Origin of the sequence: Pseudomonas sp. NFIX28, from assembly GCF_900107395.1 — a bacterium.
In the GTDB taxonomy this organism is placed as follows: Bacteria; Pseudomonadota; Gammaproteobacteria; order Pseudomonadales; family Pseudomonadaceae; genus Aquipseudomonas.
Genome location: NZ_FNPW01000012.1, coordinates 127,120 through 140,106, shown reverse-complemented (window position 1 = coordinate 140,106; position 12,987 = coordinate 127,120). Strand labels below are relative to the sequence as shown.

Genomic DNA, 12,987 nt, shown 5'->3' with positions numbered 1-12,987 from the left:
CGCCATGGCCCGTCACGCGTGCGCAGCGCTGATACTGCTCGGTGCCAGCAGCCTGCCGCTACCCCTGGCGGCGGCGACCAGCCAGAGCTTCCAGGTCAGCGCCACGGTGGTCGCCGGGTGCCTGGTGGTGGGTGGCGTGAGCAATTACGGCAACCTGAACTTCGGCAGTCAGTCGGCGTTGTCCACCAGCACGCTGCAGGTCGCCCTGGCGAACAGCGTGCAACTGCAATGCACGCCGGGGGTGACCCTGAACATGAGCGTCGACGGCGGCCAGTACAACAGCAGCGGACGGCACATGCAGCTCGACGGCGGCAGTGCGCGGGTGGCTTATCAACTGTTTACCGACGCGGCGTTCAGCCAGAGCCTGGGCATCGGCCAGAGCGTGGCGGTGGCCTACGGCGACGCGAGCAACATCAGCCTGCCGATCTATGGGCAGGTGCAATTGCCGGGCAACCAGCCTGGGGGGACGTACAGCGACGTGCTGCAGGTGCAGCTGTCGTGGTGAGAGCAAGACCATGAGGAGTAGCCGTATGTATTCGTTGCAGGCCGTTCGTTGTGCCGTGCTGGCCACGGCATTGCTGGGGGCGGCCCAGGCCAGTGCCGCCAGTTCGGTGTTGATCTGGCCGATCGACCCGGTGCTGGAGGCCGACCAGCAGGCCAGCGCCTTGTGGCTGGAAAACCGCGGCACGGAAACCGCGAGCCTGCAGATCCGGGTCTTTGCCTGGAGCCAGAGCGGCTTCGAGGACCAATACCAGAACCAGCGGGAGGTGATCGGCAGCCCGCCGGTGGCGAAGATCGCGCCGGGGCAGAAGCAGCTGGTGCGCCTGACCCGGACCCGCGAGATACCACCAGGCCAGGAGCTGGCCTATCGGATCATCATCGACGAAATTCCTTCGCCCCAGCCGGCGGTCGCCGAAGGCGCGGGCAAGACGGCGGCGGCCATCCGTTTCCAGATGCGCTATTCGGTGCCGCTGTTCGCCTACGGGGCGGGCCTGTGGAGCAAACCGGACACCACCCGCCAGCGTGACCCGAAAAGCGCCGGGGTGCCCGAGCTGAGCTGGCGCAAGGTCGCGGTGGACGGTCGCCATTACGTGGAGGTGCGCAACCAGGGCGCGGTGCATGCGCGCCTGACCGACGTGGCGTTCAAGCAGGCCGGGCAGACCCGGCCGCTGGTGGAAGGGCTGCTGGGCTACGTGCTGCCGGGGGCGATCATGCGCTGGCCGTTGCCCAGCTCGCCCGCCACGGACGCGGCGTTGCAGGTACGGGTCAATGGTGCGCCGCAACTGCAGGACGTCGCGCCGGCTCGCTGAAGCCGTCTGCCGCAAGCAGACAGGGTTGCGGGGCTGCCCGTCGATCGGCGATTCAGGCTGAGCGCTGGCGCAAGCCCTTGCGGGCCATGGAAGAAAGGTGTCCATCGATGGGCGTAACGCTTCAATGAACCTCGGCGCGGCTCGTCGTTTCTGGCGCCCGGGGTGGGCGGCGAGCGGGCTGTGCTGCTGGATGTTCGCCTCCAGTGGCCTGGGCGGCGAACTGCCGCCGCCACCCAGCGGCATGGACGCGATCAGCGATGCCCAGCTGTTCCTGGAACTGGTGGTCAATCAGATGAATACCGGGCGGGTGATCGCCGTCGAACAGCGTTCGGGGCGCTTGTTCGTGCCGGTCCAGGCCCTGCGGGAGACCGGGATGAAACTGCCTGACGGGCTCGACGCCCAAGTCGCCCTCGACAGCCTGCAAGGCTTGCGCAGCGACTACGACAGCCAGGGCCAGCGCCTGTTGCTCCAGGTGCCGCCGGACTGGTTGCCGGAGCAATGGATCGGCAGCCGCCAGGCCTATCCCCGGACCCCGGCGCTGAGCAGTTTCGGCGCCTTGCTCAATTACGATCTGTACCTCAACGACACCGACGATGCCGGCACCTATCTGGCGGCCTGGAACGAGGTACGGCTGTTCGACAGCTGGGGCACGCTGTCCAACACCGGCCAGTACCGGCGGACCTTTTCCGGCCTGGGCGAGGGCACGCTGAACAACGGCTACCGGCGCTACGACACGACCTGGCGTTACTCCGACGACGAGCGCCTGCTGACCTTCGAGGCCGGCGACCTGGTCAGCGGCGCCTTGCCCTGGAGCAACTCGGTGCGCCTGGGCGGCGTGCAACTGTCCCGCGATTTTGCCGTGCGCCCGGACCTGGTGACCTATCCCTTGCCGCAGTTCGCCGGGGAGGCGGCGGTGCCGTCCTCGGTGGACCTGTTTATCAACGGCTACAAGTCCAGCAGCGCCGACCTGCAGCCGGGGCCCTACACCCTGACCAATATTCCGTTCATCAACGGGGCCGGCGAAGCGGTGGTGGTGACCACCGATGCCCTGGGCCGACAGGTGTCCACCACCGTGCCGTTCTATGTCACCAGCAGCCTGCTGCAAAAGGGCCTGAGCGACTTCTCGGTGGCGGCCGGGACCTTGCGCCGCGACTACACGCTGAAGGATTTCAGTTACGGCCCTGGCGTCACCTCCGGCAGCCTGCGCTACGGCCTGAGCGACAACCTGACCCTGGAAGGCCATGCCGAGGCCGCGCAGTCCCTGACCCTTGGCGGTCTGGGCGGCAACCTGCGGCTGGGCAACTTTGGCGTGCTCAACAGCGCCATCAGCCAGAGCCGCTTCGACGGCCAGGGCGGGCAGCAGGTCAGCCTCGGCTATCAGTACAGCAGCCAGCGCTACAGCCTGTCCTACCAGCGCATGCAGCGCCATGACGGCTACGCCGACCTGACCGTGGTGGACAGCCCCTACGCCAGCCTCAGCCAGCGCAGCGAGCAATTGACCCTGAGCCTCAACCTCGAACGCTACGGCAGCCTCGGCGCCGGTTATTTCGATGTGCGCGCCGCCGACGATTCGCGCACCCGCCTGCTCAACCTGACCTGGAGCAAGCCGCTGTGGCGCAGCAGCAGTTTCTACCTGTCGGCCAACCGCGAGATCGGCGACAGCAATTGGGCGGTCCAGGCCCAACTGGTGATTCCGTTCGACCTCCACGGCAGCCTGAGCCTGAGCAGCGAGCGCAGCCAGGACGGCCAGAGCCGGCAGCGGGTCAATTACAGCCGGGCGGTGCCCAGCGAGGGCGGCGTCGGCTTCAATCTCGGCTATGCCCAGGGCGATGCGCCGACCTATCGCCAGGCCGACCTGACCTGGCGCTTGCAGTCGGTGCAATTGCAGGCCGGGGTCTACGGCTCCAGCGAGGCCGAGACGCGCTGGGCCGACGCCAGCGGCTCGCTGGTGTGGATGGACGGCCAGGCGTTCGCCGCCAACCGCATCGACGATGCCTTCGTGGTGGTCAGCACCGACGGCTATCGGGACATTCCGGTGCGCTACGAAAACCAGCTGGTGGGGCACACCGATAAAAATGGCCACTTGCTGGTGCCCTGGAGCAGCGCCTATTACCGCGGCAAATACGAGATCGACCCGTTGAACCTGCCGGCCAACGTGCAGAGTCCGCAGGTCGAGCAACGGGTCGCGGTGCGCCGCGGCAGTGGTTATCTGGTGCAGTTCCCCTTGACCCGCATCGTCGCCGCCAGCGTGGTCCTGGTGGACGCCCGGCAACAGTACCTGCCGCTGGGCAGCCTGGTGACCCATGAGCAGAGCGGCGCCCAGGCCGTGGTGGGTTGGGACGGCCTGGTGTACCTGGAAAACCTGGCAGCCAACAACAGCCTGCGGGTCAGCCTGGCCGACGGTGGCAGTTGCCAGGCGAGTTTTGCGTTGAAGCCGGAGCAGGAGCAGGTGCCGCTGATCGGGCCGCTGCTGTGCCAATGAGGAATGTTGAACGGAATCGGGAGCCGATGAACATGGACAGGTTGCGTGGTGAAGGGGGCCGCTGGCTGTTGCTGATGGCGCTGTTGTTGCCGGGGCTGGCGCAGGCCCTGTGTTCGGTGGTCAGTACCTCGCCGGCGGGGTTCGGCACCCTCAGTTCGATCCTTTTGCGCACCACCTCGCAGTCGGCGTCCAGCACCAACGCCGGCCTGGCCTGTACCGGCTCGTTGCTGACGCTGCTGACCAGCAACGATCACTTCTACGCCACCATCACCTCCTCGCAGAGCGGCCTGCTGGGGCCTACCGGCGATGTCATCGGCTATACGATCTACGCCAACAACAGCACCAGCTACCCCATCACCCGCGGCGTGCAGTTCGACTTTGCGCGTAACTCCATCGCCGATGCCCTGGGGCTGGTGGGCAGCCCGACCGTGGCCAAGGCCGTGCCCCTCTACCTGGGCAGCATCACCGGCAGCAACGTCGCCGCCGGCATTTACAGCGATACTTTGAGCATCGCCTGGAGCTGGAACTACTGCGCGGGGATCGGTGCCCTGGGCGCCTGCCTGGGGCGCGATATCGGCAGCGGCGTCGCCAGCCTGACGGTCAACCTGACGGTGGCCAACGATTGTGTGATTACCGCGCCCGACATCAGCTTTGGCAGTGCGCCAGTGGTCAGTGCGTTTGCCACCGTCAGCGGGCAGACCATCAACCTTGCGTGCACCAAGGGCAGCGCCTACACCGTGGGTCTCAGCGATGGCCAGCAGGCCGTCAGCGTCGGCGGGCGACGGCGGATGGTCTCGGGCGGTAACTACCTGGCCTACGACATTTTCAAAAGCGCCGGCAGCACCCGCTGGGGCAGCGTCGGCGCAGCGCGGCGGGCCAGCTCCGATGCCGAGGTGAACCCGGGCAACGGCCTGGGCACCGGCAGCCAGGTGTTCAACTACAACGCCAGGATCTACACCGACCAGGCCACGCCGCCGGCGGGGACCTATATCGACAACGTGGTGCTGGATGTGGGGTTCTAGGCGCAAGAATGGCTGGCCGCGCCAATCGCCGGCCCGGTGGCGGCCCGGAAATCCCGCGGCCGCTGCGCGCCCGATCGCAGGCTGCGCCAGCGGCTACAGGGAAGGCGGGATCGGGCCTGTATCGTTGGCCCCCGGATCGACGTAGCCGCTGCCGCAGGCTGCGATAAGGTCCGCAGGACCTTCGGCGGCCTCAAGGCGGCCACCGGATCGAAGCTGGCGCCGCGCCGCTGGCCTCAGAACTTCTGGGTGCTCTGCAACCGCTGCACCAGCGGCTCCAGACGAATGTGGATCGTTGGCACTGTTATCGGCGCCCCCGGATCGATGTAGCCGCTGCCGCAGGCTGCGATAAGGTCCGCAGGACCTTCGGCGACCTCAAGGTGGCCACCGGATCGAAGCGGGCGCCGCGCCGCTGGCCTCAGAACTTCTGGGTGCTCTGCAACCGCTGCGCCACCGCGGAGCCGCTCGGGCTGACCATGGCGTAGTTGTAGCCGCTGTCGGACCAGTACTCGGCCTGCAATTCGCCATCGCTGCGGCTGCCGCGGGGCAGCAGGTAGTTCCTGGGGCCTGGCGGGCGGATATAGAAACTGATCCGGTGCCCGCCCTGATCCTCGTAGAGCACCATCGCCGCCGGCCCTTGCTCGGTGCTCAGCAGGCGCCCGCTGACCGCCTGGAAGCCGGCCTCGCGCAGATCCGGCAGGCGCTCCGCCTGGCTGAAATAACGGTCGAGCCAGGCCTGCATGGCCGCGTTGCCCTGGACCTTGAGGTCGGCCGGCAAGATGCCCTGTTGGGCGAACAGGCGATAAGCCTGCATCGCGTCGGTCATCGGCAGCGGGGCGTGGGCCAGGGTCATTTCCCGGGCCTGCCAGCCACTCAGGCCGCCGATGCCGAGCGCGATCAGCAGCAGCGCGGCGCTGGCCAGGTGGCGGCGCGACTGGCGCTTGAGGCGCTGGCGAATCAGCGCCGGGTCCAGGTCTGGGTTGGCCGCCTGTTGCAGGGCGCCGCCAAGGGCCGCGCGCAGTTGCTGGGCGTCGTGTTGCCAGGCCTGGACCTGGGCCGCGAGCTGCGGGTGGCTGCTCAGGTAGGTTTCCAGCAGGCGCCGGTCGCTCTCGTTGAGCTGATGGTCGACGTAGGCATGCAGGTCGCGTTCGCTGGGGGGCAGGCTGATCATTTGAGTATCCGCAAAGAAGGGCTGCTGATTTCGCCGTCGCTGAGCTCGCGCAAGGCCTGGCGCGCCCGGGACAGGCGGGACATCACAGTGCCGGTGGGCACCTCGAGAATCGTCGCGACTTCCTTGTAGCTCAGGCCTTCCACCGAGACCCAGAGCAGCAACGCGCGCTGTTCGGCGGGCAGGCGGTCGAAGGCTTCCAGGGTCGATTGCGCCACCACGCTGCGTTCGACCGAGGGTTGGGCGTCGTCGCGCCCGGTAAAGAACTCCAGCATGCGCGCATAGCGCCGGGAGCGGCGGTGCGCGTCGACAAACTGCCGGTAGAGAATGGCGAACAGCCAGGCCCGCAGGTCGCCCTCGGGGCGCTTCTCGCTCCAGCTCGACAGCGCCCGCTCCAGGCACGCCTGCACCAGGTCGTCGGCGCTGCTGGGCTGACGGCTCAGGGACAGGGCGAAGCGCCGCAACCGAGGGATGATTTCACGCAGCTGTTCGTCGATATCGTTCATGGCTTCCTGCAGGTTGTTGGCCAGTCGCTACGCTTGCAAAGCGTACTTGCAACAGCCAGACGCCCGGGGCTGCAGGTTATTCCAGGCGCCGAAAAATAAATATCGGCGCCGGGGAATAAAGCCTGCCGGGGTACGTCTGACGTGTCCTTTCCACCTGTGGCCCCAGGCCCTGGAGATTATTCATGGTAGATCGCCCATCCCCCCCTGGCCGTCCGCCCTTGAGCGCGCTCAGCCTGAGCCTGCGCCTGGTCGGGATCGGCCTGGTCGTCGCGGCCCTGGCCGGCGCCCTGGCCTATGTGCACGGCACTTTCGACCCGCAACGCCTGACCCCCAAGGCCCTGGTGGACGTGCTGGAGAAAAACAACGGCGTGCATCCGGGGTTTCGTCGCAACCACGCCAAGGGCGTGTGCGTGGCCGGTTATTTCGAAAGCAGCGGCGAGGCCCGCAGCTATTCCAGCGCCCAGGTGTTCAACGACACGCGAACCCCGGTGGTCGGGCGCTTCGCCTTGCCGCCCGGCAACCCCTATGCGCCTGACGGCGGGGTACCGATCCGCAGCCTGGCGCTGCGTTTTACCCAGGCCAACGGCCAGCAATGGCGCACCGGGATGAACAGCATGCCGGTATTCCCGGTGGGCACCCCCGAGGCGTTCTACCAGTTGCAGCAGGCCAGCTTGCCGGACCCGGCGACCGGCAAGCCGAACCCGGCCAGCGTGCCGGCGTTTTTCGCGGCTCACCCGGAAGCCATGCCGTTCCTGCAATGGATCAAGGGCGCCAAGCCATCGGCCAGCTATGCCACCGAGACCTACAACGGCATCAACGCGTTTTACCTGGTGAGCGCCAGCGGGCAACGCCAGGCGGTGCGATGGGGCGTGGTGCCGCTGACCCAGGACGCGCCCGGCGCGGTGGCGCCGCAAGGTAACGACTTCCTCGAGAAAGACCTGGTGCAGCGCCTGGCCGCGGGGCCGCTGCGCTGGCGCTTGAACATCACCCTGGCCAACCCCGGCGACCCTACCGACGATGCCAGCAAGGCCTGGCCCAGCGAACGCAAGGTGTTGAATGCCGGGACCCTGGTGCTCGAGCGCAGCCAACCGCAGGACAACGGCGAATGCCGCGACATCAACTACGACCCGCTGGTGCTGCCAAGCGGCATTGCCGCCTCCGACGACCCGCTGTTGGCGGCCCGTTCGGCGGCCTATGCCAATTCGTATCGGCGTCGTGCCAGTGAAGTCGAACCATTGCCCAGTGCTGCCCAGGAGTCTCGCCCATGAGTGCCCAACCGAACCATTTCGCGCCGCTGGCGCGCCTGCTGCACTGGCTGATGGCGCTGATGATCATCGCCATGCTGTTTATCGGTGCCGGCATGGTGGCCTCGGTGTCCGAGCGCCACCAATGGCTGATCAACCTGCACAAGCCGCTGGGCATTGCCATTCTGCTGCTGGTGATCGTGCGTTTGGTCGTGCGCTTTTCCACCCGGAAACCGCCCTTGCCGGCGGACCTGCCGGCCTGGCAGGCATTGGCGGCCAAGGCTTCCCATGTGCTGCTGTACGCGCTGATGCTGATTTTGCCGCTGCTGGGCTGGGCGATGATTTCGGCGGCGGGCGACCCGGTAATGCTTGGCAGCTCGCTGCAATTGCCTTCGATCCTGCCGGCCAATGCCCCGCTGTTCGCCTTTTTGCGCAAGGCCCACGGTTTTCTCGCCTACCTGCTGTTCCTGACGGTGTTGCTGCATCTGGCGGCGGCGCTGTTCCACGGCTGGGTGCGCCGGGACGGGGTGCTGGAGAGCATGCTGCGCGGCAAGGATTGAGGTAGCGTTGCGGGTGGCTCACTCCTGCCGGGATTTACCTAGCCCTTGCAGGAGCGGGCCTGCTCGCCAAGCGTCGGCCCCCGCCATTCAAGCCAGGGATTTGCGTGAACCCAGGCTCCACCACCAGAAGAGCAGTGCCACGCCATTGATCGCAGCGCCCAGCAAGCACACCCCGGTCCAGCCTGCCCAGGCATACATGGCCGTGGCGCCGATCGCGCCGCAAGCGCTGCCGATCGAATAGAACAGCATGTAGCCCGCGGCCAGGCGGCTCTGGGCCTCGGGGCGGGTGCTGTAGATCAGGCTCTGGCTGGTGACATGCACCGCCTGCAGGCCCAGGTCGAAGACGATTACCCCCAGCAGCAGGGCCCAGAGCGACGACTGGGTGTAGGCGATCGGCAACCAGGAAGCCAGCATCAGGCTCAACGCCAGGCCGCTGGTCCACTGCCCCAGGCCCCGGTCGGCGAGACGTCCGGCACGCGCCGCGCCCAGGGCACCGGCTGCCCCGGCGAGGCCGAACAGACCGATCTCGGTGTGCGACAGCGACAGCGGTGGGGCGCTCAGGGGCAGCACCAGGGGCGTCCATAAAACCGTGCCGGCAGCGAAGATCAGCATCGCCAGCAGCGCTCGGTCGCGCAGCACTTTTTCCTCGCGGAACAGGCCGAACAGCGAGCGGATCAATTGGCCGTAGCTGTGCAGCGCCGCCGGTTGCTCGACCTTGGGCAAGACTCGCCATAACAGCAGCGCCATGAGCAGGGTCAGCCCGGCCGAAAGCAGGTACACCGACCGCCAGCCGGCCAGGTCGGCCATGGTACCCGACACCGTGCGCGCCAGCAGAATCCCCAGGACGATGCCGCTGGTCACGCTGCCCACCACCTGGCCACGTTCGCCCGGCGCGGCCAGGTTCGCGGCATAGGCCACCAGCACCTGGGTCACCACGGCGAGCAGCCCGGTCAGGGCCATGCCCAGCAGCAGCCAGGTGCTATCCGGCGCCAGCGCCACCATCAGCAGGGCGCCGACCGACAACGTCATCTGGCCGACGATCAGGCGCCGCCGGTTCAGCAGGTCGCCCAACGGCACCAGGAACAACAGGCCGAGGCCGTAGCCGACCTGGGTCAGGGTGACGACCAGGCCGATGGTCGCCGGCGGCATGCCCAGGCTGTGGGCCATGGCATCGAGCAGCGGCTGGGCGTAATAGACATTGCCCACCGCCAGTCCGCAGGCGATGGCAAACAGCAGCACCACCGACGCGGGAAGGGCGGCGATGGGCAGAGGGGCGATTGCGGCGGTCATGCTCGACTCCATGAGATTTGGTTGCTTTATGAAACCAGTTGTACGATAGAGATGCTGGTTTTATATTGCAACCACTTTCCTGTAGCGAGTCGGCACCATGGTCAAACGCACAAGCCTGGAGGGCGCCGAATGCCCGGTAGCCCGTTCATTGGACGCGATCGGCGACTGGTGGTCGCTGTTGATCGTTCGCGATGCCTTCGACGGCATCCGCCGCTTCAGCGAGTTCCAGCGCAACCTGGGGATGGCCAAGAACATCCTCGCCGCCCGCCTGCGCACGCTGGTGGCGCATGGCATCTTCGAGGTGCTGCCGGCCTCGGACGGCAGTGCCTACCAGGAATACGTGCTGACGCAGAAGGGCAACGGCCTGTTCAACCTGATCATCGGGTTGCGGCAGTGGGGCGAGGCGTATTTCTACGAGCCGGGGGAGGCGCATTCGTTGATGGTCGACCGCGAGCTGGGGCAACCGTTGCGACCGTTGGAGTTGCGCGCGGCGGACGGGCGCCTGGTGGGGCCCGAGGATTGTCGGCGGGTGCCGGTGCAATAGGCGCTGGCCGCGGTTTGCGCCGCGGCCAGCCAAGCGGCATCAGCGCAGGATGCCGACCATGTCGGCCACGGTGCTGAGGACGTCCTTGCCCAGTTGCATCGAGCGTTTGCCCGACCAGCCGGTGAGCGGGTTGGGGTTGTCGTCGTGGTCCTTGAAGGGCATTTCCAGGGTCAGCGACAGGCAGTCGAACTTCTCGCCGACGCTGTTGCAGGCCAGGGTCATGTTGGCTTGGCCGGGCTTGTCTCGGGTGTAGCCGTGGGTGGTCTGGAAGTCCCGGGTCTTGTGTTTCAGGTGGCTGCGAAAATGCTCTTCGAGCTGGGCCAGGCGCGGCGTGTAGCCGGGGTTGCCTTCGCAGCCGGCGGTAAACACATGGGGGATTTCTTCGTCGCCGTGGATGTCGAGGAACAGGTCGACACCGTACAGCTCCATCTGCTGCTGGACGAACAGTACTTCCGGGCTGAGTTCCTGGCTGGCGCTCTGCCAGGCACGGTTCAGGTCCTGGCCCATGGCGTTGGTGCGCAGATGGCCATGGAAGGCGCCGTCGGGGTTCATGTTCGGCACCAGGTACAGGTCGGCGCTGGCCAGCAGCCTGTTCAACTCGGCATCGTCACGGTGCTGCAGGCGCTCGATCACGCCCTCCATGAACCATTCGGCCATGTGCTCGCCAGGGTGTTGCTGGGCGATGATCCAGACCTTGCGCCGGCCTTCGCCGCCGCTGCCTTTGCGCAACAGCTGGATGTCCCGGCCCTCGACGCTTTTGCCGGTGGCCAGCAGTTCGGCGCCGGCCTTGCTCAGCGCCTGTTCGATCAGCCAGTCGTGACGGCCGCGGCTGTAGGGTTCGAAATAGGCGAACCAGGCGTGGGTCTGGGTGGCCTCCAGGCAGAAGCGCAGGGTATCGCCTTCAAAGATCGTCGGGATGCGGAACCAGTTGACGTGATCGTAGGACGCCACCGCCTGATAGCCGCTCCAGGCCTTGTTGTACGAGGATTTGCTGGCATTGCTCAGGCGGAACCAGTGTTCCTGGCCGACATGCAGGCCGCTGGCCTTGAAATGGAACCACTGGAAATGTGCGCTGCGGGTGTCGGGCTTGATCGCCAGCAGGACTTGCGAGGGGTTGCTGGCATCCAGCACTTCGATGTTGCCGCTGTCGAAATTGGCAGAGATTTGAAATGAGCTTTGGGCCACGGTCATGATTCCTGAACAGGATTTTTATGGCCGTTACTTTAGCAAGGCGGGGAGTTGCAGGGGGGCAATTTCACTGGAGGGAGGGGGGCGTCGTCCTTGACGCGAAAGCAGCTTAGAAGCTATGCGATTGATTCTCAAGCGCTGTTTTTACATTTGCGAGCCGTTGCTGCGGGCGTCGGCTTGCAATGAGGCATTCTTTTGCTATCATCGCCGCCAATTTAGCGGTACCCAGTCTTCATTAGCCTGAAGCCAAGCCAGAAAAACTGGCAGAAAAAAAAGACCCGGCAAAAAAGCCGGGTCAAAAACCGTGATTAGCCTGATGAGGAGATAATCCAGGAGTCCGACCTAAGGTCTCTTGGGTTATCGACTGATCTCGCGACCAGTTGCTTGCAATAATAATCATTATCATTTGCAAGTCAAATGTTTTTCCCCGCCTTTTAGAAAATAATTTCCTGTCCCTGTTGCAAGCCTTGTTCATGGGTCGGACCCGCCGTGGGCGAATTGCGCCGCGAAGCTCACTCCGGGCGATGGCAATCCAGCGAGCGATCCACCAGCGCCTTGGCCATGTCGATCATGTGCACCACGGTAAACGCCAGGTCCCGACGGCTCCCCTGCAGATGGTCGGCTGCCTCGTAGGCACTGGCCGCGGCGCACCGCAGCAGGTCGGAAGCATGGATCATCGCTTCCTCGCTGCTGATGCTGGGTCTGACTTCGAAGAACTTCTCGTCGGTCGTCGATTCTGAAATAGCCGGTTTCAAGTAATAGTCCATGGCCCGGCGGGCCGCCTCACTGTCCTTGAGGGCGTTGAAACCGACATCGGTTTCCAGTTCCGGTGCGTCTTTACTGGTTGTGCTCATGAGCGGTTCCATCCTTTGAAGTGAAATGTGAAGGTCTGAAGAATGGTAATACTTAATGTATTTGTGACTAGCTTTCAAATACTACAACTTGTGTGTTGAGGGCAGAAATACACAACGTATTGTTCCGCTCCATGGACAAATGGATCGAGTTGGTTAAATCCAACATGAAGGACCGCAAGGTCACGCAAGAAAAACTCGCGGAACGCCTGGGCATGTCCCAGGGCGGCATTGGCCATTGGCTGAGCAAACGCCGTCAGCCGAAGATCGAAGACATGAACCGCGTGCTCGAGGAAATCGGCCTGGGTTTCCTCGAAGTCGCGCTGGTGATTCGCGAAAAACCACAGGTGGATGATGAGGGCCAACTGCTGCTGGAGGGGCCTTCGCTGGTGCAGAAGTACAACCCCTACTTTCGCTACCCAGTCAGCGATTGGCGGGGCGTTGGCGAGGTGCGCGAGGCGGGTGGAACGGGCTATGCCAGCCAGCGTTACGAGCTCTCCGACTACCAGGCCGAAGGGTCTGCCTTCTGGCTGGTCGTGGTGGGGGACGCGATGATTGCCCCGAGCGGCCTGAGCATCGCCCAGGACATGTTGATCCTGGTCGATCCGGCGGTGGAGGCGGTTCCCGGCAAGCTGGTGATCGTGCAGTGCCCGGGCAGTACCGAAGCGATTTTCCGCAAGCTGGTGGAAGAGGGCGGACAACGTTATCTGATGCCGCTTAATCCGACTTACCCGAAAGCTTTATACAGCGATGAGTGTCGGATTATTGGTGTAGTGGTGCAGGCTACCGCGAAATTCTGACGTAAAAATGCGATCGTTCCCGCAA

13 protein-coding genes are annotated in these 12,987 nt (G+C 65.2%); 8 read left to right on the top strand and 5 right to left on the bottom strand.

What is annotated here, in order from left to right; genetic code table 11:
* The first annotated feature begins 4 nt into the window (after positions 1–4).
* The 4 genes from BLV20_RS21970 (at position 5) to BLV20_RS21955 (ending at position 4,814) form a co-directional block, all read left to right on the top strand.
* Positions 5–505, top strand: coding sequence for a Csu type fimbrial protein (locus BLV20_RS21970; protein ID WP_092304560.1), 501 nt, complete (start codon positions 5–7; stop codon positions 503–505).
* Between the two features lie 25 nt (positions 506–530).
* Positions 531–1,310, top strand: a complete 780-nt coding sequence (locus BLV20_RS21965) for a fimbrial biogenesis chaperone (protein ID WP_092304559.1) — start codon at positions 531–533, stop codon at positions 1,308–1,310.
* 124 nt (positions 1,311–1,434) lie between these two features.
* On the top strand, positions 1,435–3,792 hold the full coding sequence (locus BLV20_RS21960; RefSeq protein ID WP_092304558.1) for a fimbria/pilus outer membrane usher protein: 2,358 nt from the start codon (positions 1,435–1,437) through the stop codon (positions 3,790–3,792).
* Positions 3,793–3,824: 32 nt separating this feature from the next.
* On the top strand, positions 3,825–4,814 hold the full coding sequence (locus BLV20_RS21955; RefSeq protein ID WP_371914333.1) for a Csu type fimbrial protein: 990 nt from the start codon (positions 3,825–3,827) through the stop codon (positions 4,812–4,814).
* Between the two features lie 415 nt (positions 4,815–5,229).
* Here BLV20_RS21955 and BLV20_RS21950 read toward each other — a convergent pair whose 3' ends face one another.
* Both BLV20_RS21950 and BLV20_RS21945 read right to left on the bottom strand, forming a co-directional pair.
* Positions 5,230–5,982 carry an anti-sigma factor family protein gene (locus BLV20_RS21950; RefSeq protein ID WP_092304556.1) on the bottom strand — a complete coding sequence of 251 codons (753 nt, stop codon included), beginning with the start codon at positions 5,980–5,982 and terminating at the stop codon, positions 5,230–5,232.
* On the bottom strand, positions 5,979–6,485 hold the full coding sequence (locus BLV20_RS21945) for an RNA polymerase sigma factor (protein ID WP_092304555.1): 507 nt from the start codon (positions 6,483–6,485) through the stop codon (positions 5,979–5,981). Before BLV20_RS21945 ends, BLV20_RS21950 begins: the two co-directional genes overlap by 4 nt.
* A 182-nt stretch (positions 6,486–6,667) precedes the next feature.
* On the opposite strand from BLV20_RS21945, the gene BLV20_RS21940 reads away from it, so the two are divergent.
* Together BLV20_RS21940 and BLV20_RS21935 are read left to right on the top strand one after the other, a co-directional pair.
* Positions 6,668–7,753 (top strand): catalase family peroxidase, encoded by a 1,086-nt coding sequence (locus BLV20_RS21940; protein ID WP_092304554.1) that lies wholly within the window; start codon positions 6,668–6,670, stop codon positions 7,751–7,753.
* Entirely contained in the window at positions 7,750–8,289 is a 540-nt protein-coding gene (locus tag BLV20_RS21935) for a cytochrome b (RefSeq protein WP_092304553.1), read from the top strand. The genes BLV20_RS21940 and BLV20_RS21935 overlap by 4 nt, the downstream gene beginning before the upstream one ends.
* Before the next feature lie 87 nt (positions 8,290–8,376).
* On the opposite strand, the gene BLV20_RS21930 is transcribed toward BLV20_RS21935, so the two are convergent.
* The gene (locus BLV20_RS21930) at positions 8,377–9,579 is read right to left on the bottom strand and encodes an MFS transporter (RefSeq protein ID WP_092304552.1); all 1,203 of its coding nucleotides are present in this window, start codon (positions 9,577–9,579) and stop codon (positions 8,377–8,379) included.
* Between the two features lie 97 nt (positions 9,580–9,676).
* On the opposite strand from BLV20_RS21930, the gene BLV20_RS21925 reads away from it, so the two are divergent.
* A complete protein-coding gene (locus BLV20_RS21925) occupies positions 9,677–10,123 on the top strand; it encodes a winged helix-turn-helix transcriptional regulator (protein WP_092304551.1) in 447 nt (148 codons plus the stop codon).
* A 39-nt stretch (positions 10,124–10,162) separates the two neighbouring features.
* Here BLV20_RS21925 and BLV20_RS21920 read toward each other — a convergent pair whose 3' ends face one another.
* Entirely contained in the window at positions 10,163–11,314 is a 1,152-nt protein-coding gene (locus tag BLV20_RS21920; RefSeq protein WP_092304550.1) for a M14 family metallopeptidase, read from the bottom strand.
* Positions 11,315–11,823: 509 nt separating this feature from the next.
* Positions 11,824–12,165 carry a DUF6124 family protein gene (locus BLV20_RS21915; RefSeq protein WP_092304549.1) on the bottom strand — a complete coding sequence of 114 codons (342 nt, stop codon included), beginning with the start codon at positions 12,163–12,165 and terminating at the stop codon, positions 11,824–11,826.
* A 131-nt stretch (positions 12,166–12,296) separates the two neighbouring features.
* Between BLV20_RS21915 and BLV20_RS21910 the strand changes: the two genes are divergently transcribed.
* The gene (locus tag BLV20_RS21910; protein WP_092304548.1) at positions 12,297–12,962 is read left to right on the top strand and encodes a LexA family protein; all 666 of its coding nucleotides are present in this window, start codon (positions 12,297–12,299) and stop codon (positions 12,960–12,962) included.
* The last annotated feature ends 25 nt before the right edge of the window (positions 12,963–12,987 follow it).

Bases quoted from the DNA above. Each gene is read 5' to 3' on its own strand.
- BLV20_RS21935 (WP_092304553.1), top strand. From the start codon at position 7,750: ATGAGTGCCCAACCGAACCATTTCGCGCCGCTGGCGCGCCTGCTGCAC.
- BLV20_RS21930 (WP_092304552.1), bottom strand. From the start codon at position 9,579: ATGACCGCCGCAATCGCCCCTCTGCCCATCGCCGCCCTTCCCGCGTCG.
- BLV20_RS21965 (WP_092304559.1), top strand. From the start codon at position 531: ATGTATTCGTTGCAGGCCGTTCGTTGTGCCGTGCTGGCCACGGCATTG.
- BLV20_RS21910 (WP_092304548.1), top strand. From the start codon at position 12,297: ATGGACAAATGGATCGAGTTGGTTAAATCCAACATGAAGGACCGCAAG.
- BLV20_RS21920 (WP_092304550.1), bottom strand. From the start codon at position 11,314: ATGACCGTGGCCCAAAGCTCATTTCAAATCTCTGCCAATTTCGACAGC.
- BLV20_RS21950 (WP_092304556.1), bottom strand. From the start codon at position 5,982: ATGATCAGCCTGCCCCCCAGCGAACGCGACCTGCATGCCTACGTCGAC.
- BLV20_RS21960 (WP_092304558.1), top strand. From the start codon at position 1,435: ATGAACCTCGGCGCGGCTCGTCGTTTCTGGCGCCCGGGGTGGGCGGCG.
- BLV20_RS21925 (WP_092304551.1), top strand. From the start codon at position 9,677: ATGGTCAAACGCACAAGCCTGGAGGGCGCCGAATGCCCGGTAGCCCGT.
- BLV20_RS21915 (WP_092304549.1), bottom strand. From the start codon at position 12,165: ATGAGCACAACCAGTAAAGACGCACCGGAACTGGAAACCGATGTCGGT.
- BLV20_RS21955 (WP_371914333.1), top strand. From the start codon at position 3,825: ATGGACAGGTTGCGTGGTGAAGGGGGCCGCTGGCTGTTGCTGATGGCG.
- BLV20_RS21940 (WP_092304554.1), top strand. From the start codon at position 6,668: ATGGTAGATCGCCCATCCCCCCCTGGCCGTCCGCCCTTGAGCGCGCTC.
- BLV20_RS21970 (WP_092304560.1), top strand. From the start codon at position 5: ATGGCCCGTCACGCGTGCGCAGCGCTGATACTGCTCGGTGCCAGCAGC.
- BLV20_RS21945 (WP_092304555.1), bottom strand. From the start codon at position 6,485: ATGAACGATATCGACGAACAGCTGCGTGAAATCATCCCTCGGTTGCGG.